The 20,810-nt window shown below is 74.6% G+C and carries 20 protein-coding genes and 2 pseudogenes; 16 read left to right on the plus strand and 6 right to left on the minus strand.

Annotated elements, in window-relative coordinates:
- Positions 1-95: 95 nt before the first annotated feature.
- Positions 96-581: an OsmC family protein gene (locus KPF47_RS22935; RefSeq protein WP_224390899.1), complete on the plus strand. Its 486-nt coding sequence runs from the start codon at positions 96-98 to the stop codon at positions 579-581.
- 72 nt (positions 582-653) lie between these two features.
- Here the strand turns inward: KPF47_RS22935 and KPF47_RS22940 are convergent, their stop codons facing one another.
- Positions 654-1,754, minus strand: a complete 1,101-nt coding sequence (locus KPF47_RS22940) for an LLM class flavin-dependent oxidoreductase (protein WP_224390900.1) — start codon at positions 1,752-1,754, stop codon at positions 654-656.
- A 377-nt stretch (positions 1,755-2,131) separates the two neighbouring features.
- Between KPF47_RS22940 and KPF47_RS22945 the strand changes: the two genes are divergently transcribed.
- The 10 genes from KPF47_RS22945 (at position 2,132) to KPF47_RS22985 (ending at position 11,660) form a co-directional block, all read left to right on the plus strand.
- The gene (locus KPF47_RS22945) at positions 2,132-3,229 is read left to right on the plus strand and encodes an LLM class flavin-dependent oxidoreductase (RefSeq protein ID WP_224390901.1); all 1,098 of its coding nucleotides are present in this window, start codon (positions 2,132-2,134) and stop codon (positions 3,227-3,229) included.
- A gap of 111 nt (positions 3,230-3,340) precedes the next feature.
- The gene (locus KPF47_RS41055; protein WP_374108878.1) at positions 3,341-3,454 is read left to right on the plus strand and encodes a putative leader peptide; all 114 of its coding nucleotides are present in this window, start codon (positions 3,341-3,343) and stop codon (positions 3,452-3,454) included.
- A gap of 99 nt (positions 3,455-3,553) precedes the next feature.
- Positions 3,554-4,417: an ABC transporter permease gene (locus KPF47_RS22950; protein ID WP_374108879.1), complete on the plus strand. Its 864-nt coding sequence runs from the start codon at positions 3,554-3,556 to the stop codon at positions 4,415-4,417.
- Positions 4,414-5,127 (plus strand): ABC transporter ATP-binding protein, encoded by a 714-nt coding sequence (locus KPF47_RS22955; protein ID WP_224390902.1) that lies wholly within the window; start codon positions 4,414-4,416, stop codon positions 5,125-5,127. The genes KPF47_RS22950 and KPF47_RS22955 overlap by 4 nt, the downstream gene beginning before the upstream one ends.
- Positions 5,117-6,244, plus strand: a complete 1,128-nt coding sequence (locus KPF47_RS22960; protein ID WP_224390903.1) for an ABC transporter substrate-binding protein — start codon at positions 5,117-5,119, stop codon at positions 6,242-6,244. The genes KPF47_RS22955 and KPF47_RS22960 overlap by 11 nt, the downstream gene beginning before the upstream one ends.
- Positions 6,241-7,344, plus strand: coding sequence for an LLM class flavin-dependent oxidoreductase (locus KPF47_RS22965; protein ID WP_224390904.1), 1,104 nt, complete (start codon positions 6,241-6,243; stop codon positions 7,342-7,344). The genes KPF47_RS22960 and KPF47_RS22965 overlap by 4 nt, the downstream gene beginning before the upstream one ends.
- A gap of 324 nt (positions 7,345-7,668) precedes the next feature.
- A complete protein-coding gene (locus tag KPF47_RS22970) occupies positions 7,669-8,565 on the plus strand; it encodes a MetQ/NlpA family ABC transporter substrate-binding protein (RefSeq protein WP_224390905.1) in 897 nt (298 codons plus the stop codon).
- Complete coding sequence (locus KPF47_RS22975) at positions 8,565-9,635, plus strand: methionine ABC transporter ATP-binding protein (RefSeq protein ID WP_224390906.1); 1,071 nt, start codon at positions 8,565-8,567, stop codon at positions 9,633-9,635. The genes KPF47_RS22970 and KPF47_RS22975 overlap by 1 nt, the downstream gene beginning before the upstream one ends.
- A complete protein-coding gene (locus tag KPF47_RS22980) occupies positions 9,632-10,294 on the plus strand; it encodes a methionine ABC transporter permease (RefSeq protein ID WP_224390907.1) in 663 nt (220 codons plus the stop codon). The genes KPF47_RS22975 and KPF47_RS22980 overlap by 4 nt, the downstream gene beginning before the upstream one ends.
- Positions 10,295-10,316: 22 nt before the next feature.
- Positions 10,317-11,660: an NtaA/DmoA family FMN-dependent monooxygenase gene (locus tag KPF47_RS22985; RefSeq protein ID WP_224390908.1), complete on the plus strand. Its 1,344-nt coding sequence runs from the start codon at positions 10,317-10,319 to the stop codon at positions 11,658-11,660.
- Positions 11,661-11,770: 110 nt separating this feature from the next.
- Here the strand turns inward: KPF47_RS22985 and KPF47_RS22990 are convergent, their stop codons facing one another.
- Positions 11,771-12,157, minus strand: a complete 387-nt coding sequence (locus KPF47_RS22990; protein WP_224386217.1) for a DUF3040 domain-containing protein — start codon at positions 12,155-12,157, stop codon at positions 11,771-11,773.
- A 141-nt stretch (positions 12,158-12,298) separates the two neighbouring features.
- On the opposite strand from KPF47_RS22990, the gene mgtE reads away from it, so the two are divergent.
- Positions 12,299-13,624, plus strand: coding sequence for a magnesium transporter (mgtE, locus tag KPF47_RS22995; protein ID WP_224386216.1), 1,326 nt, complete (start codon positions 12,299-12,301; stop codon positions 13,622-13,624).
- On the opposite strand, the gene KPF47_RS23000 is transcribed toward mgtE, so the two are convergent.
- Both KPF47_RS23000 and KPF47_RS23005 read right to left on the minus strand, forming a co-directional pair.
- On the minus strand, positions 13,588-14,676 hold the full coding sequence (locus KPF47_RS23000) for a TerC family protein (protein ID WP_224386215.1): 1,089 nt from the start codon (positions 14,674-14,676) through the stop codon (positions 13,588-13,590). The genes mgtE and KPF47_RS23000 overlap by 37 nt on opposite strands.
- Before the next feature lie 271 nt (positions 14,677-14,947).
- Positions 14,948-16,006 carry an SDR family oxidoreductase gene (locus tag KPF47_RS23005; protein WP_224386214.1) on the minus strand — a complete coding sequence of 353 codons (1,059 nt, stop codon included), beginning with the start codon at positions 16,004-16,006 and terminating at the stop codon, positions 14,948-14,950.
- A gap of 202 nt (positions 16,007-16,208) precedes the next feature.
- Between KPF47_RS23005 and KPF47_RS23010 the strand changes: the two genes are divergently transcribed.
- Positions 16,209-17,054, plus strand: a complete 846-nt coding sequence (locus KPF47_RS23010) for an IS5 family transposase (protein WP_224386179.1) — start codon at positions 16,209-16,211, stop codon at positions 17,052-17,054.
- A gap of 31 nt (positions 17,055-17,085) precedes the next feature.
- On the opposite strand, the gene KPF47_RS23015 is transcribed toward KPF47_RS23010, so the two are convergent.
- Positions 17,086-17,679: a plasmid pRiA4b ORF-3 family protein gene (locus KPF47_RS23015; RefSeq protein WP_224386178.1), complete on the minus strand. Its 594-nt coding sequence runs from the start codon at positions 17,677-17,679 to the stop codon at positions 17,086-17,088.
- Between the two features lie 123 nt (positions 17,680-17,802).
- Here KPF47_RS23015 and KPF47_RS40365 point away from each other — a divergent pair, with 123 nt between their 5' ends.
- From KPF47_RS40365 to KPF47_RS23030, 3 genes and pseudogenes are all read left to right on the plus strand, one after another.
- Positions 17,803-17,985, plus strand: a complete 183-nt coding sequence (locus KPF47_RS40365) for a DUF1508 domain-containing protein (protein WP_224386213.1) — start codon at positions 17,803-17,805, stop codon at positions 17,983-17,985.
- Between the two features lie 222 nt (positions 17,986-18,207).
- A pseudogene (locus tag KPF47_RS23025) lies at positions 18,208-18,582 on the plus strand (nuclear transport factor 2 family protein); the annotation flags it as partial.
- A 308-nt stretch (positions 18,583-18,890) separates the two neighbouring features.
- Positions 18,891-19,565: a sigma-70 family RNA polymerase sigma factor gene (locus KPF47_RS23030; protein WP_224386212.1), complete on the plus strand. Its 675-nt coding sequence runs from the start codon at positions 18,891-18,893 to the stop codon at positions 19,563-19,565.
- A gap of 47 nt (positions 19,566-19,612) precedes the next feature.
- Here the strand turns inward: KPF47_RS23030 and KPF47_RS23035 are convergent.
- Positions 19,613-20,409 (minus strand): annotated as a pseudogene (locus KPF47_RS23035) (SDR family oxidoreductase).
- Positions 20,410-20,810 lie beyond the last annotated feature (401 nt).

Consider the following 20,810-nt stretch of genomic DNA (forward strand, 5'->3'; position numbering starts at 1 on the left):
CACCGGTCGACCCGATCCCGGCCCGCCCCGGCGGTGGCGCCGGCCGGCTGCGCGCACCCGTTCCCGCCGTACCGACCTCGTCCGGGAGGACACCCATGACCGCAGTCCGTCCGAAGCAGACCGTCGTTCCGTTCGTCGTGCACTCCGAGGGGACCGGGGTCTTCCAGACCCTGCGCCCCGAGGGCGACGCCGGGCACGTCTTCACCGCCGACGCCTACCCGGCCTTCGGCGGCGCCGACTCCGCGCCCAGCCCGCTGTTCTTCGCCCTCGGCTCCCTGACCTCCTGCAACCAGGTGACGGCGAGCCTGGTCGCGAAGGACCTGGGCATCCGCCTGGGCCGCTGGACCTTCGAGGTGCGCGGTGACCTCGACACCGCCGTCCTGGTCGGTGGCGCCGAGGGCAACGCCAACTTCGACCGGGTGCAGGTCCGGGCCACCGTGGAGACCGACGCGACGCCCGAGCAGTTCGCGCGGCTGGTGTCGGAGACCGCGCGGCGGTGCCCGGTCACCCAGCTGTTCGAGCGCAGCGGCCTGGAGTTCACCAACGACTGGACCCCTGTCGCGCTGCCCGACGCCGGCTGACCCGGCAGCACTGTCCTGCTCCCCGCACCGCACGGGCGGGCCGGGAAGCGGCCCGAGGCGGAGGGCCGGGGGTCAGGCCGCGGCGGTGAACCCGGCCGCGCGGCCGGCGTCGGCGGGGCCCCACAAGGTCGTCGACACCTCGCGCCGCACCAGCGGCACCACCTCGGTGGCGAACCGGGTCAGCACCTCGTGCTGCCGCTCGTAGGGCAGCACCGGGTTGACCGACACCGACTGGACGTCGTGGCCATAGGCCCCGTGGTAGTCGAGGATCTTCGCCGCGACCCGCTCCGGGCTCCCGACCAGCGCGGGGCCGTGCGCCACCGCCTCCTCGACGGTCGCGAACGAGGTGGCCTTCCCGGGACGGTCGTCCCCGGCGTGTGCGGCCCGCAGCTTCGCGGCGAAACCCTCGTAGACGGGGCGGTACTCGGCGATCGCCTCGGCGTCGGTGTCGGCGAGGAACAGCCCGCCCGAGCCGGAGCCGACGTAGCCCCGCGCCGGGTCGTGACCGTGCTCGGCGAGCTTGTCGCGGTAGCGGTCGATGAGGACCTTGTAGTTCTCCCGCGGCTGCAGCGCGTTCGCCGAGAAGATCGGGTCGCCCCAGCGGGCGGCGAGGTCGACGGCGGCGGTCGAGGTCGCCGAGCCGTGCCAGATCCGGAACGGGCCCGCGAACGGCCGTGGGAACGTCGTGATCCCGGCCAGGTCGGCGTGGTGGGTGCCGGACCAGTCCACCCCGTCCTCGCTCAGCAGGCGGCGCAGCAGCTCGTAGTTCTCGGTCAGGTACTCGTACTGGCGGCCCAGCTCGAGCCCGAACATCGGGAAGTGCCGGTCCTCGTTGCCCTTGCCGATCACGATCTCCAGCCGGCCACCGGAGAGCTGGTCGACCGTCGCGTAGTCCTCCGCGACGCGGACCGGGTCGAGCAGCGACAGCACCGTGACCCCGGTCGAGAGCAGGATCCGGGACGTCGCCTGGGCGATCGCGCCCAGCAGCACGGTGGGCGAGGACGAGACGAACTCGCCGGCGTGCCGCTCGCCGACGGCGTAGGAGTCGAACCCCAGCCGCTCGGCGAGCACCGCGGTGTCCACCACCCGGCGCAGCCGCTCGTGGGTGTCGACGATCTCGCCGGTCACCGGGTGCGGGGCGTGCGGAACGATGTCGAGAACCTGGAACCTCATGGGAAGCACCGCCTCACGCGCGGCCGCGCCGCACGCGTCGTCACCGGACGTGCCGGGTGGGGGCCGGGCGCCGGCGGAGCGCGGGTGCGCCGGGGGCGTCGCGGCCGGACCGGGCCGTCGCGCGGGACCGCGGACGGGCGGCGCGGCGGGGCGGCCGGCACGACGTCGACGGTAGCAAGCCGCACCGGGGTTGCGCCCCTGTCGTGGGCGGGGCGACGATCGGCGGGCGACCGGCGTCGCCCCGGGCCGGACGTGCCCGGAGCGCACCGCCCGAGCCCGCACCCCGGTCCACCCGCGCCCGCGGGCCCGCCGGGCGCGGGTCCGTCGCCCGGCCCGGTCGTCGCGACCGCCCCGGGCATGTCCGGAGGTCCGCCGCCGTGCCCGTACCGCTGTCCGTCCTCGACCTCTCCCCGGTGCCCGCAGGCTCGACCGTCGTCGATGCCCTGCGCGACACCCTCGACCTGGCCCGCTCCGCCGAACGCGCCGGCTACGCCCGGTTCTGGCTCGCCGAGCACCACTTCAACCCGGGCGTCGCGGGGGCCTCGCCCGCCGTGCTGATGGGCGCCGTCGCCGCCGCGACCGCCAGGATCCGGGTCGGCTCGGGCGCGGTGCAGACCGGGCACCGGACCCCGCTGTCGGTGGTGGAGGACTTCGGGACCCTCGACGGTCTGCACCCCGGCCGGATCGACCTCGGGCTCGGCCGCTCCGGCGGACCGCGGCCGGCGGCCCGCGAACCGGACGGGCGCGGCGACCGGGTGGTCGACGGCGTGCTCATCCCGGCACCGGTGTCGCTCGCCGCGATCACGACCTCGCCCCGGTTCCGCGCCAAGGCGGTGGCGCTGCGCCAGCCCGGGGCGCAGGCGCCGCCGTACGAGGAGTTCCTCGACGCCGTCGACGGGCTGATCGCGGGGACCTGGGCCCCGGACGGGGTCGCGGTGCGGGCGGTCCCCGGCGAGGGTGCCGACCTGCAGACCTGGGTGCTCGGCTCCAGCGGCGGGGAGAGCGCGGTCCTCGCCGGTCGCCGCGGCCTGCCCTTCGCGGCGAACTACCACGTCAGCCCGGCCACGGTGCTCGACGCCGTGGCGGCCTACCGGGACGCGTTCCGGCCCTCGGAGCGGCTCCCCCGTCCGCACGTGATGGTGTCCGCCGACGTCGTCGTGGGCTCCGACGACGCGCAGGCCGGTGGGATCGCGGCGGGATTCGCCCCGTGGGTGCACAGCATCCGCACCGGGGTGGGCGCCATCCCCTACCCCCGCCCCGAGGACGTCGACGGCCACCCGGCCGACCCGGCCCTGGTGGCCGACCGGGTCGCGACCCGTCTCGTCGGCGGCCCGGCCACCGTCGCCGACGGTCTGGAGCGGCTGCGCGCCGTCACCGGCGCCGACGAGCTGCTCCTGACCACCATCACCCACCGGCACGCCGACCGGGTCGCCTCCCAGGAGCTGCTGGCGCGGGAGTGGGCGTCCCGGGCCTGAGCTCCCAGTCCGCGGGACGTGGCGGCCCCACGGTCGGCACCTGCCCCGTCACCCGTCCCGCGGTCCGGACACCGTTTTGTGGTGGTCCGGACGCCGTGGTCACCTGGTGGCATGACCACCGGCCGGCGCACCCCGTCATGCACGGTCGCCGCCGGACCGGGCCGCGACCTCACCCGCCGCCGCCACGTGGACCTGCTCCGCCTCGCCGGTTGCACCTGTCGCTGACCGCCGCCGCGCCGCCCCCGCCCGTGCCGTGGGCCGCCCGACCCGGGCCGCCCCGACGTGCGCCCAGCCCTGCCCCGACCACGAGTCCCGGGAGCCATCGTGTCCACGACCTGGACCTCCGCGCCGGCCGACGCCGTCGCACCACCCGCCACCCCGGCGCCGCCCGGATCCGCGGCCACCGTCCGCGGGTCCCGTCGCCGGCCCGACCTGCGCCGCTGGATCTCCCCCGTCGCCCTGATCCTGCTGTGGCAGCTCGCGTCCTCGACCGGGCTGCTCGCCGAGGACGAGCTCGCCTCGCCCCTGCGGGTGGTGACCGCCGCCGTCGACCTGACCCGCAGCGGGGAGCTGCCCGAGGGGCTGCTGGTCTCACTCGCCCGGGTCGCGACCGGGCTGGTCCTCGGCCTGGTCGTCGGGGTCGGGCTCGGTGTGGTCTCGGGACTCTCGCGCTGGGGCGGGCTGCTCGTGGACCCGCCGGTGCAGATGCTGCGCACGCTGCCGCACCTCGGCCTGGTGCCGCTGTTCATCCTGTGGTTCGGCATCGGGGAGCTGCCCAAGGTGCTGCTCGTCGCACTCGGGGTGCTGTTCCCGATGTACCTCAACGTGCACGCCGGGGTCCGCGGGGTGGACCCGAAGCTGATCGAGGCGACCTCGGTGTCCGGGTTCACCCGCGCCGAGCGGCTGCGCCACGTGGTGCTGCCCGGAGCGATGCCCTCCACCCTCACCGGCCTGCGCCTCGCGCTGGGCATCGCCTGGCTGTCGATCATCGTCGCGGAGACGACGTCGGCCGACGCCGGACTGGGCTACATGATCATGAACGCCCGCGAGTTCCTGCGCACCGACGTGATCGTCGTGGGCCTGGCGGTGTACGCGCTGCTCGGCCTGGGCACCGACGCCCTGGTGCGCAGGCTGGAACGCCGCGTCCTGGCCTGGCGCCCGGCCGGCCCGGCGGGGGCGGACCGGTGAGCGCCCGGGTGCACGACCTGGTCCGCGAGTTCGACGGCCGCCGGGTCCTCGACCGGCTCGACCTCACCATCGGCGACGGGGAGTTCGTCGCCCTGCTCGGCCGGTCCGGCTCGGGCAAGTCGACGCTGCTGCGGCTGCTGGCCGGGCTCGACGACGCCTCCGACACCGGGGTGTCGGGCACCGTCGAGGTCCCCGGCTCGGTCGCGGTCGCGTTCCAGGAGCCGCGGCTGCTGCCCTGGCGCACGGTCCGCGACAACGTCGCGCTCGGCCTGCACCGTGACCTGCGCGGCGACACCCCCGCCGGGGTCGCCGACGCCGCGCTCGCCGAGGTCGGGCTGACCGCGCGCGCCGGCGCCTGGCCGCTGACCCTGTCCGGCGGCGAGGCCCAGCGGGCGTCGCTGGCCCGGGCCCTGGTCCGCGAGCCGGACCTGCTGCTGCTCGACGAGCCGTTCGGCGCGCTGGACGCGCTGACCCGCATCACCATGCACCGGCTCGTCCTCGACCTGTGGCACCGGCACCGGCCCGGTGTGCTGCTCGTGACCCACGACGTCGACGAGGCCCTGCTGCTCGCCGACCGGGTGCTGGTGCTGACCGACGGCCGCATCGGCGACGAGCACCGCCCCGGCGAGCGCCCCCGCGACCCCGAGCGGCTCGCCGCGCTGCGCCGCACCGTGCTCGACGAGCTGGGGGTGGCCGCCGATGCCGCGTGACCGTCCCCGTCGCACCCCGGGTGCGGTCGCCGCGACCTCCGTGGCGGGTGCGACGACCGCCGCCCGGGTGCGCCGGCGGGTCGCCGTGCTGGCCGTCGCGATCGCGGCGCTGGTGCTCACCGGGTGCTCCTCGGTGCCGGTGTCCCGCCCACCGGTGCAGCCGCCGGTCGACCCGTCCGCACTGGCCGGGGTGACCCTCGTCGTCGGGGACCAGAAGGGCGGGTCCCGCTCGCTGCTGCGTGCGGCCGGGCTCCTCGACGACGTGCCCTACCGGATCGAGTGGCGCACCTTCACCGCCGGTCCCCCGCTGATCGAGGCGGCCAGGGCCGGGGCGATCGACGTCGGCGGCACGGGCAACACCCCGGCGATCTTCGCGGCCGCGGCGCGCGCCCGGGTGCAGGTCGTGTCGGCCAACCGTGGCAACGTCACCAGCGACGCGATCCTCGTGCGGCGCGACTCGCCGATCCGCACGGTCGCCGACCTGCGCGGGACGCGGATCGCCGTCGGGAAGGGCACCTCGGCGCACGGGCAGCTGCTGTCCACGCTGCGCGCCGCCGGGATGACCCTCGACGACGTCGACCTCACCTTCCTCGCCCCCGCCGACGCCTACGGCGCGTTCCGCCAGGGCGTCGTCGACGCCTGGGCCGTCTGGGACCCCTACACCTCCCAGGCCGAGCTCGACGACGGCGCCCGGATCGTCGCCGACGGCACCGGCACCGCGAACGGCTACGGCTTCCAGGTCGCGTCCAACGCCACCCTCGCCGACCCGGCCCGCAGCGCCGCGCTGGCCGACTTCCTCGCCCGGGTCGCGGCCGCCCAGACGTTCTCCGACACCGACCGCGAGCAGCGGGCCCGGGTGTGGAGCGAGGAGACGACCATCCCGCTGCCGATCACCCGCCGGGCCGTCGCGCGCGGCCCGGACCTGCCGGTCCCGCTCGACGACTCCGTGGTCGCCTCCCAGCAGGAACTGGCCGACGCGTTCTCCGAGGCCGGGGTCATCCCGGGCCGGGCCGACATCGGCGCGTCCGTCGACCGCCGCTACGAGGCGACCACCCTGGCCGCCACCCGGGACGGCATCCCGGGCACCCCCACCGACCGACGGACGGGAGGACGATGAGCATCGTCCCGCACTGGTTCCTGCCCACCTCCGGCGACGGCCGCACCATCGTCGCCCGCCGGCACGCCGACCGCGGCGAGGCGGGCTCGACGGCCCGCGAGGCGGACATCGGCTACCTCGCCCAGATCGCCCGGGGTGCCGAGGCCCAGGGCTTCCACGGCGTCCTCACCCCGACCGGCACGTTCTGCGAGGACGCCTGGCTGACCACGGCCGCGCTGCTGCGCGAGACCCGCACGCTGCGCTACCTCGTCGCGTTCCGGCCGGGAGTGCTCTCCCCGACCCTCGCCGCCCAGATGGCCGCCACCTACCAGCGCGTCTCCGGCGGCAGGCTGATGCTCAACATCGTCACCGGCGGGGACGCCGTCGAGCAGCGCCGCTTCGGCGACCACGCCTCCCACGACGAGCGCTACGCCCGCACCGACGAGTTCCTGACCGTGCTGCGCGGCGCCTGGTCGCCCGAGCCGTTCGACTTCACCGGCGCCCACTACGACGTCGACGGCGCCACCACCCTCGCCCCGCCGGACCCGCTGCCCCCGGTCTACTTCGGAGGCTCCTCCGACGCCGCGCTGCCGGTCGCCGCCCGGCACGCCGACGTCTACCTGACCTGGGGCGAGCCGCCCGCTGCCGTCGCCGAGAAGATCGGGCGGGTCCGCAAGCTCGCCGACGAGCTGGGCCGCAGCCCCCGGTTCGGCATCCGGCTGCACGTGATCACCCGCGACACCGCGGACGAGGCGTGGGCCGAGGCAGCCCGGCTGCTCGACGCGCTCGACCCGGCCGAGATCGAGCGCGCCCAGGCGACCCTGCGGGCCAGCCAGTCGGTCGGGCAGCAGCGGATGCTCGCGCTGCACGGGGGTTCGGCCGACGCGCTGACGATCGCGCCGAACCTGTGGGCCGGGGTGGGTCTGGTCCGCGGCGGCGCGGGGACCGCGCTCGTCGGGTCGCACACCGAGGTCGCCGACCGGATCGCCGAGTACCACGAGCTGGGGGTCGACGAGTTCGTGCTGTCGGGCTACCCGCACCTGGAGGAGGCCTACCGGGTCGGCGAGGGCGTGCTGCCCGAGCTGCGCCGGCGTGGGCTGCTCGCCGAGCCGCCCCGCTGAGCGCCCGGCCCGCACACTGTCGCCCGGCCGGGTCCGTCCGGCGATCCGCAGCCCGTGAGCTTCGTCGCGGCGGTGCGGTCCGGGCGGTTCGCCCGATGTAGGTTCTCCGATCGTGCCGACCGCCCCGTCGCGGCCGGTCGCGCCCACCCGGTGCGGCCCGGCCCGGTGGCCCGGTCTCCCCCGGTCACGTCCCCGGAGCACCTGCTCCCGCCCGGCGTCACCCTCCCGGGGCGCCGCACCCGGCGCCCGGCACGATCCCCGCTGCACCGCCGCACCGGTACCCGGACGCGACCCGTCCCGGGGCCGGAGCCGAGAGGAAACCCGATGCGCCTGCCACGCGCACTGTCCCTGCTGGTCCCCGTCGCCGTGCTCGCCGTCCTGGCGGCCGGCTGCTCCGCCCCCGGCGAGTCCTCGTCCGGTGCCGACGGGAGCGGGTCGCGGACCGTCCGGATCGGCGTGTCCGACGGCGCCGAGCCCTACTGGAACGTCTTCACCGAGAAGGCCGCCGCGCAGGGCATCACCGTCGAGCTGACCAACTTCACCGACTACAACCAGCCGAACCCGGCGCTCGCCCAGGGCCAGCTGGACCTCAACCAGTTCCAGCACCTGCAGTACCTGGCGAACTACAACGTCCAGAACGACGACACCCTGGTCCCGGTCGGCGCGACCGCGGTGTACCCGCTGCCGCTGTACTCCACGAAGCACACCGACCTGGCGCAGGTCCCGCAGGGCGGGCAGGTCGTCATCCCGAACGACGCGGTGAACCAGGCCCGGGCGCTGACCGTCCTGCAGTCCGCCGGGCTGCTCAGGCTCACCGACGGGGGCACGACGACCTCCACCCCGGCCGACATCGACCGTGCCGCCTCGAAGGTCACCGTCACCCCGGTCGACGCGGCCCAGACCGCGGCGAACCTGGCCAGCGCCGACGCCGCGATCGTCAACAACAACTACGCGCAGTCGGCGAACCTGACCCAGGACCAGGTCCTGTACCAGGAGGACCCGGACTCGGAGAAGGCCAAGCCCTACATCAACCTGTTCGTCGCCCGGGCCGACCAGGCCGACGACCCGGTCTACGCGACGCTGGTCCGGATCTACCACGACCCGCAGGTCCTCGACGCCGCCCGCCGCGACCTCGGCGACGGCGGCGTGTTCCGCGACAACTCCGCGGAGGACCTCCGCCAGACCCTGACCGGCATCGAGCAGCAGCTGCGGGCGGGCTGATGACGGCGCCGGTGATCTCGTTCTCGGGCGCGACCCGCACGTTCCCGGCCCGCCGCGGCCCGGGGGTCACCGCCGTCGACGACGTCGACCTCGACATCGCCGAGGGCGGGATCACCGGCGTGATCGGCTGGTCCGGGGCGGGCAAGTCCACGCTCGTCCGGATGATCAACGCCCTCGAGCTGCCGACGGCAGGGACGGTCACGGTGCGCGGGCGGGTCACCTCCGAGCTGTCCGAACGGGGGCTGCGCGAGCTGCGCGGCGACGTCGGGATGATCTTCCAGCAGTTCGCTCTGATGAACTCGCGCACCGTCGCCGGCAACGTCGGCTACCCGCTCGCCGTCGCCGGCCGCTCCCGGGAGGAGCGCCGCGCCCGCGTCGCGGAGCTGCTGGAGTTCGTCGGGCTGGCCGACCTGGCCGGGCGCTACCCGGCGCGGCTGTCCGGCGGGCAGAAGCAGCGGGTCGGGATCGCCAGGGCGCTCGCCACGTCGCCGTCGATCCTGCTCGCCGACGAGGCGACCAGCGCGCTGGACCCGGAGACGACCCGGGAGGTGCTGGCCCTGCTGCGCCGGGTCAACCGCGAGCTCGGCACCACGGTCGTCGTGATCACCCACGAGATGGAGGTCGTCGCCGACGTGTGCGACCGGGTCGTGGTGATGGAGCAGGGCAGGGTCATCGAGGACGGCGAGGTGTACGAGGTGTTCGCCGCGCCGTCGCACCCCGCGACCCGCCGCTTCGTGCACGGCGTCCTGCAGGACGTGCCGTCGCCCGGGACGCTCTCCCGGCTGCGCGAGCGCCACCCCGGCCGGCTGGTGACCGTCGGCGTCGGCGGGCCCGGCTCGGCCGCCGCGGACGCCCAGGACGCGATCGCACGCGTCCCGGCCGCGCACGGGGTCCGCGCGACCGTGGTGCACGGTGGCATCCGGGAGCTGTCCGGGCGCCCCGTCGGCAGCCTCACCCTGGCCCTGACCGGCGACGACGGCGCGGTGCGCGCCTGCATCGACGAGCTGTCGCGGACCACCCGGGTCACCCCGGACGACGCCGCCACCACCCGGGACGAGGAGTCCGCATGAAGGCCGACTGGGAGACCCTGAGCCCGGTGCTGTGGCTGTCGGTGTTGCAGACCGCCTACATGGTGTTCTGGACGATGCTGCTGGCCGGGGTGCTCGGGCTGCTGCTCGGGGTCGCCCTGCACACCACCCGCCCGAACGGCCTCTACGCCCACCGCGCCGTGTTCGGCGTGCTGAACGTGCTGGTCAACATCGTGCGCCCGATCCCGTTCATCATCTTCATCACCGCCGTGGGCCCGCTGACGCTGGTCGTGATGGGCACGACGATCGGCACCCGCTCGGTGCTGTTCCCGATGGTCGCGATGGCAACGTTCTTCATCGGCCGCATCGTCGAGCAGAACCTGGTGTCGGTGGACCCGGCGGTCGTCGAGGCGGCACGGGCGATGGGCGCGAGCCGGTTCCGGATCGTGTGGAGCGTGCTGGTGCCCGAGGCGCTGGCACCGCTGGTGCTCGGCTACACGTTCGTGTTCGTCGCGGTCGTCGACATGTCCGCGATGGCCGGCTACGTCGGCGGCGGCGGTCTGGGCGACTTCGCCATCACCTACGGCTACCAGCAGTTCGACTGGCCGGTGACCCTGCTGACGGTGGCGATCATCGTGGTCGTCGTGCAGTGCGCGCAGCTGCTCGGGAACACCCTGGCCCGGAGGGTGTTGCACCGGTAGAAGCCACGTCGGGAGGACACGCATGCCACGCAAGCAGATCCACCTCGCCGCCCACTTCCCGGGCGTCAACAACACCACGGTGTGGAGCGACCCGGCGTCCGGCAGCCACATCGAGTTCGAGTCGTTCGCGCACTTCGCGCGCACGGCCGAGCGGGCGAGGTTCGACTTCCTGTTCCTCGCCGAGGGACTGCGCCTGCGCGAGCACCGCGGCGAGATCTACGACCTCGACGTGATGGGCCGCCCGGACACCTTCACGATCCTGAACGCCCTCGCGGCGGTCACCGACCGGCTCGGCCTGGCCGGCACGATCAACTCGACGTTCACCGAGCCCTACGACGTCGCCCGCCAGTTCGCCTCCCTCGACCACCTGTCCGGAGGGCGTGTCGCGTGGAACGTGGTCACCTCCTGGGACGCGTTCACCGGCGAGAACTTCCGCCGCGGCGGGTTCCTGCCGAAGGAGAAGCGCTACTCGCGGGCCAAGGAGCAGCTCGCCGCGACCGCCGCGATCTGGGACTCCCGCACCGGCCCGGACGACCGCGGCGGGTTCGCCTACTCCTCCGACCAGTTCGACGTGCACGGCCGCTTCTCCCTGCCGCGCAGCCCGCAGGGCCGCCCGGTCATCCTGCAGGCGGGTGACTCCGAGGAGGGGCGCGAGTTCGCCGCCGCGTCGGCCGACGCCATCTTCTCCCGGCACGCCGAGCCCGAGGCCGGGCGCGCGTTCCTCGCCGACGTGAAGGGCCGCCTCGCCCGCTACGGCCGCGCCTGGGACGACCTGAAGATCCTGCCCGCCGCGACGTACGTGCTGGGCGACACCGACGCCGAGGCCGCCGAGCACGCCGAGGTGATCCGCGCCCAGCAGGTCAGCCCGCAGACCGCGATCGTGTTCGCCGAGCAGCTGTGGAACACCGACCTGTCCGACCGCGACCCGGACGGCCCGCTGCCCGAGTTCGACCCGGTCGAGGGTGAGCTGGTGTCGAAGGGCCGCGCCAGCGTGCGCCAGTACCGGGACCCGAAGGCGGTCGCCGACCAGTGGCGCGCCCTGGCCGCGGAGAAGGGCCTGTCGCTGCGCGAGACGGTGATCGAGGTGACCGGGCGGCACACCTTCGTCGGGAGCCCGCGCACGGTCGCCGACGCGATCGACGACGCGGTCCAGTCCGACGCCGCGGACGGCTACGTGCTGGTCCCGCACGTCACCCCGGGCGGGCTCGACGAGTTCGCCGACCTGGTGGTGCCGTTGCTGCAGGAGCGCGGTTCGTTCCGCACCGACTACACCGGCAGCACGCTGCGCGAGCACCTCGGGCTGCCCACCGTGCGCTCGACGACCGACCCGACCGAGGCGGCGACGGCGGCCCCGTCGGCGGGCTGACCGTGCCGCGGTGACCCGGCGGGGGCGGTGCCCGGCACGACACCGCTCCCGGCGGTCCCGACCACGACGGTGCCGGTCACGACGGTGCCGGTCACGACGGGACGAGCACCTCAGGTGCGGTCGTCGCCGCTGCCCTCGGCCCGTTCGCGGGCCACGTTCTCCCGGTGCGCACGGACGGCGATCCACGCCATCGCGGCCGGGATGCCGAGCAGCAGCCCGAACGACAGCAACCCGGCGACCCACTCACCCGGCACGACCACCAGCACGATCACCGCGATCGCGACGGCCTGCAGGATCCGGTCCGCCCGGCCACCCGCGGGTCGGGGCGGAGCGCCCAGCTCGGTGTCCAGCTCCGGGTCGGACCGGCGCAGCTCCTGCTCGAGACCGGAGAGCCGCAGCTCCTCGTCGCGGTCGAGCGGCCGAGCGGCCGGCCGCGGGTCGGGGTCGCCGGTACCGCCACCGGACGACGGCGGCAGGGGCGGGGGTGTGACGGACATCGTGACCTCCTCGGTGCCACCGACCGGGTTCCCGCTCCCGGGGGCAGTCATCCGGGATGTGCGGTAGACGTCACCGATCCTACCGAAACGGACATACTCCCGCCGCTGCACGCGGCAGGCACCGGCGGCAGGATCACCGGCATGGACCGCTGGACCGATCTCGTCGAACGCCACGACCCCGCCGGAGTCCTCGACCGGCTCGACGGACGGCCCGCCCACGAGATCGCCGATGCGCTGGCCCGGATGGAACCGGTGGACGCGGGCTGGGTGTTCCGGCTGCTCGGCAAGGACCGTGCGCTCGACGTCTTCGAGGAGCTCGACCCGGTCGACCAGCAGGAGCTGCTGGCCGGGCTGCGCGACGACGCGGTGACCGCGCTGGTCGAGGAGATGGACCCCGACGACCGCGCCCGGATGCTGGGCGAGGCTCCGGCCAAGGTCGCGAACCGGGTGCTGGCCGGGCTGTCGGCCGGGGAACGGTCGATGACCGCGGCGCTGCTGGGCTACCCCGACGGCTCGGTCGGGCGGGTGATGACCCCGGAGACCGTCGCCGTACCGCTGCACAGCAGCGTGACCGAGGCACTGGCCGTCGTGCGGCGCAAGGGCGCGCAGGCCGAGACCGTCTACACCCTCGCCGTCACCGACGCCGGACGCCGGGTGACCGGCACCGTCTCGCTGCGCGACCTGGTGCTCGCCCGGCCGGACGCCGCCGTCGCCGACCTCGTCGACGACGACGCGCCGCGGGTGCGGGCCACCGACGCCGCCGAGGACGCGGCCCGTCTGATGGGTGAGGCGAACCTGCTCGACCTGCTGGTCGTCGACTCGGAGGACCGGCTGCTGGGCCTGCTCACCATCGACGACGCCGTCGAGATCCTGGAACGCGCCGACACCGAGGACGCCGCCCGCCAGTCCGGTGCCGCGCCGTGGTCGGGCCACTACATGTACGTGCGGGTCACGAAGCTGGCCCGCACCCGCGCGGTGTGGCTGGCGGTGCTGCTGCTCGCCGCAGTCCTCACGGTCAACGTGCTGCAGATCTTCGAGGACTCCCTGGAGCAGGTCACCGCCCTGGCCCTGTTCATCCCGCTGCTGGTCGGCACCGGTGGCAACGCGGGCGCCCAGTCCGCGTCGGCGGCGGTCCGGGCGATCGCCGTCGGCGAGGTCCGGCTCGCCGACCTGCCCGCCGTCGTGTGGCGCGAGCTGCGGGTCGGCCTGCTGCTGGGCACCCTGCTCGGCGCGCTCGGCCTGCTCGTCGCCTCGCTGCTGGTCGGGGTCCAGGTCGCCGTCGTGGTGGCGGTGACGCTGGTGGCGATCTGCGGCTGGGCGGCGACGGTCGGCGCGACGATGCCGCTGCTGGCCCGCCGGCTCGGGATCGACCCGGCGGTGGTGTCCGCCCCCCTGGTGACGACGCTCGTCGACGCGACCGGGCTGCTGATCTACTTCTCGGTGGCCCGGGTGGTGCTGGGGATCTGACCCGCGTCCGCGGTCCCGTCCCGCGCGTCGTCGGTGTCGGAGCCGGCGACCTCCGGGGAGGCGGGGGCGGCTGCGGCGCGACGCCGGGACATGACCAGGCTCGCGACCGCGGCGACGGCGATCGTCCCGGTGATGACCAGCAGCGACAGCCAGATCGGCACCTCGGGCACCGGCACCGGCTGCCCGCCGTTGATGAACGGCACGTTGTTCTCGTGCAGCGCGTGCAGGGTCAGCTTCACGCCGATGAACGCGAGGATCACCGAGAGGCCGTGCGCCAGGTAGATCAGGCGCTCCAGCAGCCCGCCGATGAGGAAGTACAGCTGCCGCAGGCCGAGCAGGGCGAACGCGTTCGCGGTGAACACCAGGAACGGCTCCTGGGTGAGCCCGAAGATCGCCGGGATCGAGTCGAACGCGAACAGCAGGTCGGTCAGCCCGATCGCGACGATGACCAGCGCCATCGGGGTCAGCAGGCGCTTGCCGTCGATGCGGGTGACGAGCTTGGCGCCGTCGTACTCGGTGGAGGTCGGCAGCACCTTGCGGACCAGGCGGATCAGCTTCGAGTCGCCGGCGTCGGCCTGCTCGTGGTCGTCGGAGGACATCGCCTCCCGGATCTGGGACCAGGCCAGCCAGAACAGGATGATCGCGAACAGGTAGAACACCGCGACGAACTGCTCGATGATCACTGCGCCGACCGCGATGAACGCGCCGCGCATGACGATCGCGATCGCGATGCCGATCAGCAGCACCTTCTGCTGGTGCACCTTCGGCACCGCGAAGCTCGTCATGATCAGCAGGAAGACGAACAGGTTGTCGACCGACAGGGCCTTCTCGGTCAGCCAGCCGGCCATGTACTCGCCGCCGTACTGCCAGCCGGAGAAGACGCCGACGCCGACGCCGAACAGCAGTGCGACCGCGATGTAGCCGGCCGACCAGATCGCCGACTCGCGCAGCGTGGGCTCGTGCGGGTCACGGGCGTGCCCGACGAAGTCGAACACCAGCATGCCGACGACGACTGCGAGCGTCGCCAGCCACACCCAGAGGGGAACGTTCATGACAGGGCCCTCCAGCGCAGGTAGGTACGCTGAAGGTCTCCTCCGCCCGCCGCGGTGACCGCGGCGGACCGGCGCCACCGGGACCGGCTCGGACCGGTTCCGTGATGACGGCGACGCCGTGTTCGGGAGTACTCCCCTTCGACGGACAGAACGCTAGGGCACGACCGCGGGTTCCGACAGTGGGGGGTACGCGAGCCTCGTCACATCTGTCCGTTTCCACCGGTGACCCTCCCGGAGGGCGTCTCCCGCACCCGGAGACGCACCCACCGGGTCAGCCCGCCGCCAGGCGCGCGGTCGCGGCGGCGCGGGCCGGCTGCACCGGACGTGCGGCGCCGGACAGCCTGCGGACGGCGGCGCGGGCGGTGGCCGACGTGGCCGCCCGCGCGGCGGGCGGCGGGGCGGCGCCGGTCGCGCGGGCGCGGACGACCGGCAGCGGCCCGGTGCCCGACACCCGCGGCGCCGGGAACGTCGCGGCGGCGACGTGCGCGGGCCGCACCGGCTCCTCCGGCAGCGCGGGCGGCGCCGGGGTCGCGGAGCCCACCGCCCGTACCGTCGCGGCGGACCGACCCCGCGCCGGAGCGGGCCCGTCCCGGAACGGCGTCGGCACCGGCGAGGGCCGGGTGTGCCCGTGCACCGGGTCCCGGCCATGCTCCCGGCCCCGGCCCGCCACCCGGGCGGCGAGCCACAGCGCGGTCCCCGGCGCCTCCAGGTAGCCCGCCAGTGCCCGGTGCACCCGGCCCGGTGCGGACAGCGTCCGGCCGCGGGCGAGATCGTCCAGGGAGCGGCGCACGACGTCACGGTGCTCGGGCCAGGGTGGACCCTGCGGGTCGTCGGTCCGGATCCGGCCCGTGAGGACCGCGGTGACGGTGACACCGGTGCCGTGCGACGAGGCCGCGACGCCCGCGCAGAACTCCGGCACCCAGGACCGCGGCGCGCCGTGGGCGTCACCGGGCACCGGGAGGTGCCCGGCGATGTTCAGCACCCCGCCCCGCCCGCGGGCGGTCATCGCGGTCACGGCGGCGTGGGTCAGGCCGACCAGGGCCGTCCGGTCGAGGCCGGTCTCCGCACCCGCGTCGTCGACGAGCAGCTCGACCGGCAGGTCCCGCTGGACGACCCGGCGCTCGACGGCCGCCAGCCCGGCCGGGTCGGTCAGGTCGGCGGGCAGCGTCTCGACGATCGCGCCGGTGGCGCGGCCGATCCGCTCGGCGACGTCGGCGAGCCGGACGGCGTCGCGCGCGACCAGGACGACGGACCACCCGCGCTCGGCGAGCTCGTGGGCGTAGGCGGCGCCGAGCCCGCGGCTCGCTCCGGTGACCAGTGCAGTCGGCATGACGCGGACGCTAGGGACGGTTCGCTGTGGGGCCCCTGAGAACGCCCGCTCCGCTGAGAGCCCGCTGAGGCCCGGTCGGAACCACCCCACCGGGCACGGCGTTCCGTTACTCCCCGCAACACCATCTGGGCTAAGAGGTCGTTTCAGAAGTCGGCGTGTCGGTCCTGTGTGGATCGGCGCTGGTAGCTGATCATGTCCGGTCGTGGCGCGGCGATCTTGTGTCGAGCGATTGGTGAGCGACGAGCTGTGGGCGCTGGTGGAGCCGCTGCTGCCCAAGCCGCGCAAGCACAAGCGGGGACGGACAGGCCGTCCGCGGGTGCCGGATCGGGCCGCTCTGGCCGGGATCGTGTTCGTGCTCAAGACCGGGATCAGCTGGAACGCGCTGCCCGCCGAGCTCGGCTGTGGGTCCGGAGTGACCTGCTGGCGGCGGCTACGGCAGTGGCAGCAGGCCGGGGTCTGGGCCCAGCTGCACCGGGTGATGCTCGACCGCCTCGCCCAGCAGGGCCTGCTGGACTGGTCGCGGGCGGCGGTGGACAGCGTGAGCGTGCGGGCCAAGCGCCGCGGCGAGGCCACCGGGCCCTCGCCGACCGATCGCGGGAAGGCGGGCAGCAAGTACCACGTGCTCTGCGACCGAGGCGGGCTCCCGCTGCATGCGCTGGTCACCGGGGCGAACACCCACGACAGTCGGATGCTCGCCCCGCTGCTGGACACCAACCCCGGCGTCCGCGAACGGGCGGGACAGCCGGGGCGTCCGCGACGTCGGCCGGACAAGGTGCACGCCGACAAGGGCTACGACTATCCCCGCTGCCGCCGCTACCTGAGTGGGCGTGGGATCGGGGTGCGGATCGCCCGGCGCGGGATCGAGGACTCCACCCGGCTCGGGCGGGTCCGCTGGGTCGTCGAGCGCACCATGTCCTGGCTGCTGGACTTCCGCCGCCTCGCGCTGCGCTACGACCGCGCCGAATCCACGATCACCGCGCTGTTATCGCTGGCCTGCGCCCTGATCTGCCACCGCCGCCTCACCAAGCCGAAGCCGAAGCCGAAGTGATGGTCGACCCAGCCCTCGCTGAGGCACTCGCCTACGAGGTCGGGGCCAGCGGCCGCCAGGCCAGCCACTCCAAGGCCCGGTCGGCCTCGTCAGGGTCGAAGCGGTGCGGGTCGAACGGCCCGCCCGCCCACTCCAGGCGCTCGGCGCGGTCGGGATGGTCAGGGTCGGCGAGCACGGCCTGGAAGTCCTCATACCCCCCGATCCCGCCGACGTCCTCGGGCGGGCACGCCCCCTGCCCGGCGACGCATCGCGGATAGCACACTCCCGGCTCGACGGCCGCGACCGCCTCGACGGTGATCTCGTGGGCCCAGTTGTCACCGAAGTCGTAGACGTAACCGAACCGGTCACCAGCCTTGACCAGCCGAAACAGCTTCTCTTTCGTCTCGTCGGCGACATCCTGTCCGGGCCAGTCCGGGTCTGGGATCCCGTAGCGGCGCCCGACGATCTCGAACTCGTGCAGATGAGAGTTCGTCCAGCCCATCACTGACTGCACCACCTCGTGCAACACCGCCAAGTCGACCTCGCCCGGCACCTGCACCCGACGCCGGACCGCCGGCACCACCTCGGTCAGGACGATCTCCAACTCGAAAATCTTCGTCTTCTCAGACACACGAGGCGCGACCATCAGCCGATGCTGCCAGCCCCGCCGTCACCGGCAGAACCGGGCCCACCACTTCTGAAACGACGTCTAACGTGCGCCCCCATCCGCGCCCATCAGCGGGTGGTCGATCGAGCCGAGGAGGCCACTGTGGCAGGCAAGTTCGAGGTGTACGAGGACCGGGGCGGGAAGTTCCGGTTCCGGCTGAAGGCGAGCAACGGGCAGGTCGTCGCCGTGGGCGAGGCCTACGAGACCAAGGCCGCGGCCCACAAGGGGTGCGAGTCGGTCCAGCGCGCCGCCGACGGCGCCACCGTCGTCGAGACCGACGCCTGAACGGACCCGCCCCGGGTCCGTGTCACCGACCCGACCGGCAGCCCGCCGGACGCGTCCGGTCCACGACGGGTCGGAACGCGTCCGGCGGGTAGCCGCCCGCCATGCGACGACACACCGCACCGGACGACACCACCCGCGACGACTCCACCCCCGACGACACCGGCTTCGCGGACACCCCCCCCCGGGGACACGGACCTCACCGACCGGCGGGTCCGCGCGTTCGCCGACGCCCTGCAGGCCTTCGAGCGCGACGGCGACGCCGAGGACCTGCTCGCCCGGTTCGCCGACGGCGCCACGGCCGAGCGGCTCGACGGCCGCGGGCCGCGCACCGACCTCGGAGCGTTCTGGCGGGAGTACCGCTCCCCCTTCGACCGGGTCGCGACGACCTTCCACCACGCCGTGCAGACCGGCGACTCCGTCGCGCTGGAGTGGGCCGGCGACGCCGTGCTCGCCGGGGGCCGCCCGGTGACCGTGCGCGGGGTCACCGTCCTCGACCTCACCGACGACGGCGCCGGCGACGGCACCGGCGCGGTCACCGCCCTGCGCACCTACTACGACACCGCGGTGTTCGTGACCCCGCCGCGCGCCCGGGGCTGAGCCGCCCCGCGGCCCGCCCGCCCGGGTTGTGGACCGCGCGGGCCGGGGTTACGGTCGGATCCCCGGTACCGGGCGCACGAAGGACACCGCCGACGCGGATCCGCTCGCCCACCGGTCCACACGAGATCCGTTCAACCGCGCAGCGGACCCCGCACCTGCCATCGGCGATTGCGAGGGACAATGCGAAGTCCCACCCTGCCCACCCGGCCCGCGACGGCCGCCGCGGCTACGACGACCTCATCCCCGACCTCGATGAGCTGGCGGCCACCCCACCCGGCGCGCCGGGCCGGGACGCGTTGCGCGAGTACGTGATCCGTGAGTTCCGTCCCCTCGTGCGCAACCTGTCCCGGCGCTTCGCCGCTCCTGGCCGGGGCGTCGAGGACATCGAGCAGGCCGGCATGCTCGGCCTGGTGAAGGCGGTCGACCGCTACGACCCGTCGTCGGCCACCGGCGGACCGCTCGGCTACCTGGTGCCGAGCATCCGTGGCGAGATGAAGCGGCACCTGCGGGACTACTCGTGGGCGGTGCGGGTCCCGCGCGACCTGAAGGAGCTCGCCGTCACCGTCGGGCGGGTCGCCGACGAGATGGGGCGGCGGCTCGGCCGCCCGCCGCGGCCGTCGGAGATCGCGGCCGAGGTCGGTGTGCCCATCGGCGAGGTCGTCGACGCGCTCGGCGCGCTGGAGTCCCACCACGCCAAGTCCCTGGACGCGCCGGTCGGCGACAACGGTTCGGGTGAGGAGCTGCCACTCGCCGAGCGGATGGGCTCCGAGGACCCGGCACTGGACCTCGCCGCGCACGGCCCCGGCATGCGGGCGGCGCTCAACGAGCTGCCCGAACGGGAGCGGCGGATGCTGGTCCTGCGCTTCTACGGCGACCGGACCCAGTCCCAGATCGCCGCCGAGCTGGGCATCTCGCAGATGCACGTCTCGCGGCTGCTGTCGCGGACCCTGGCGCGGCTGCGCGAGCGGTTGGCCGGCGACTGAGGATCCCCGGCCGCCCCGCCGCCGGCGCGGCGGCGGGGCCCGCAGGCTCACCCCGGCAGCGTCTCGCCGCCGACCGGTGCGAGGACCTCGCCGGTGTAGTAGGACGACAGTCGCGGCGCCGCGAAGAACACGAAGGACGGAGCGATCTCGTCCGCCGACGCGGGGCGTCCCATCGGGGTCTGCTCACCGAATCCCTCGACCGTGTCCGGTGGCATCGTCGCCGGGATCAACGGCGTCCACACCGGACCGGGGCGACGCAGTTGACCCGGATGCCGCGTGGGGTCAGCGACTGCGCGAGCGAGTAGGTCAGCGACTGCACCGCGCCCTTGGTGGCCGAGTAGTCGATGAGGCTCTTGTTCCCGCGCAGGCCGTTGATCGAGCCGGTGTTGACGATCGCACCGCCGTCGGGCAGGTGCTCCAGGGCCGCCTTCGTGACCCGGAAGTAGCTGTGGATGTTGACCTCGAAGGTCCGCAGCCAGGCGTCGTCGTCGATGTCGGTGAGTGCGTCGACCGGCTCCTGGGTGGCGATGTTGTTCACGACGGTGTCGAGCCTGCCCAGCTCCTCGACGGTGCGGCGCACGACCTCGGCACAGTGCCCGGCGTCGCCGAGGTCACCGGGCAGCGTCAGGCAGCGCCGTCCCTCCGCCCGGACGAGCCCGGCGGTGTGCTCGGCGTCGGCGTGCTCGTCCAGGTAGGCCAGGGCGACGTCGGCACCCTCCTTGGCGAACGCGACGCACACCGCACGCCCGATCCCGGAGTCGCCGCCGGTGACCAGGGCGACGGTGCCGGCGAGCAGGTCGCGGCCCCGGTAGCCGCGCATCTCGTCGCGGGGCTCGGGGTCCATCGCGCCGGTGTCACCGGGCGGGGTCTGCTGCTGGGCGGGCGGGCTGTCGGGCACGGGGCTCCCTCTCGGGTCGGTCCGGGGCCGGCGCCGGTGACGCGACCTCGTCGGGACGGGGTGGGCACCGGCGGGCACCACCGAGGGGGGAACACGGCCGCACCCGCCGGCCGGACCACGCCTACCCGGGCCGTCGGGGGTGAAACGACGTGCGTGTGCGCGCCTCCCGGTGGGGTAGTCCGGTCCCCGTGCGGCCGTCCGGTCGCACGGCACGAGAGGAGACCCGATGGACGCGCAGCGGGCACGCACCCTGCTCACCGAGGAGCTGGACCGGCTCGAGGACGGCCGGTGGTCACCGAGCAGCCGGCCCCGGGCGACGACCGCGTCGGCGAGGGTCTCGACTTCGG

This window comes from Pseudonocardia sp. ICBG1293, assembly GCF_020131355.1.
Lineage (GTDB): Bacteria > Actinomycetota > Actinomycetes > Mycobacteriales > Pseudonocardiaceae > Pseudonocardia.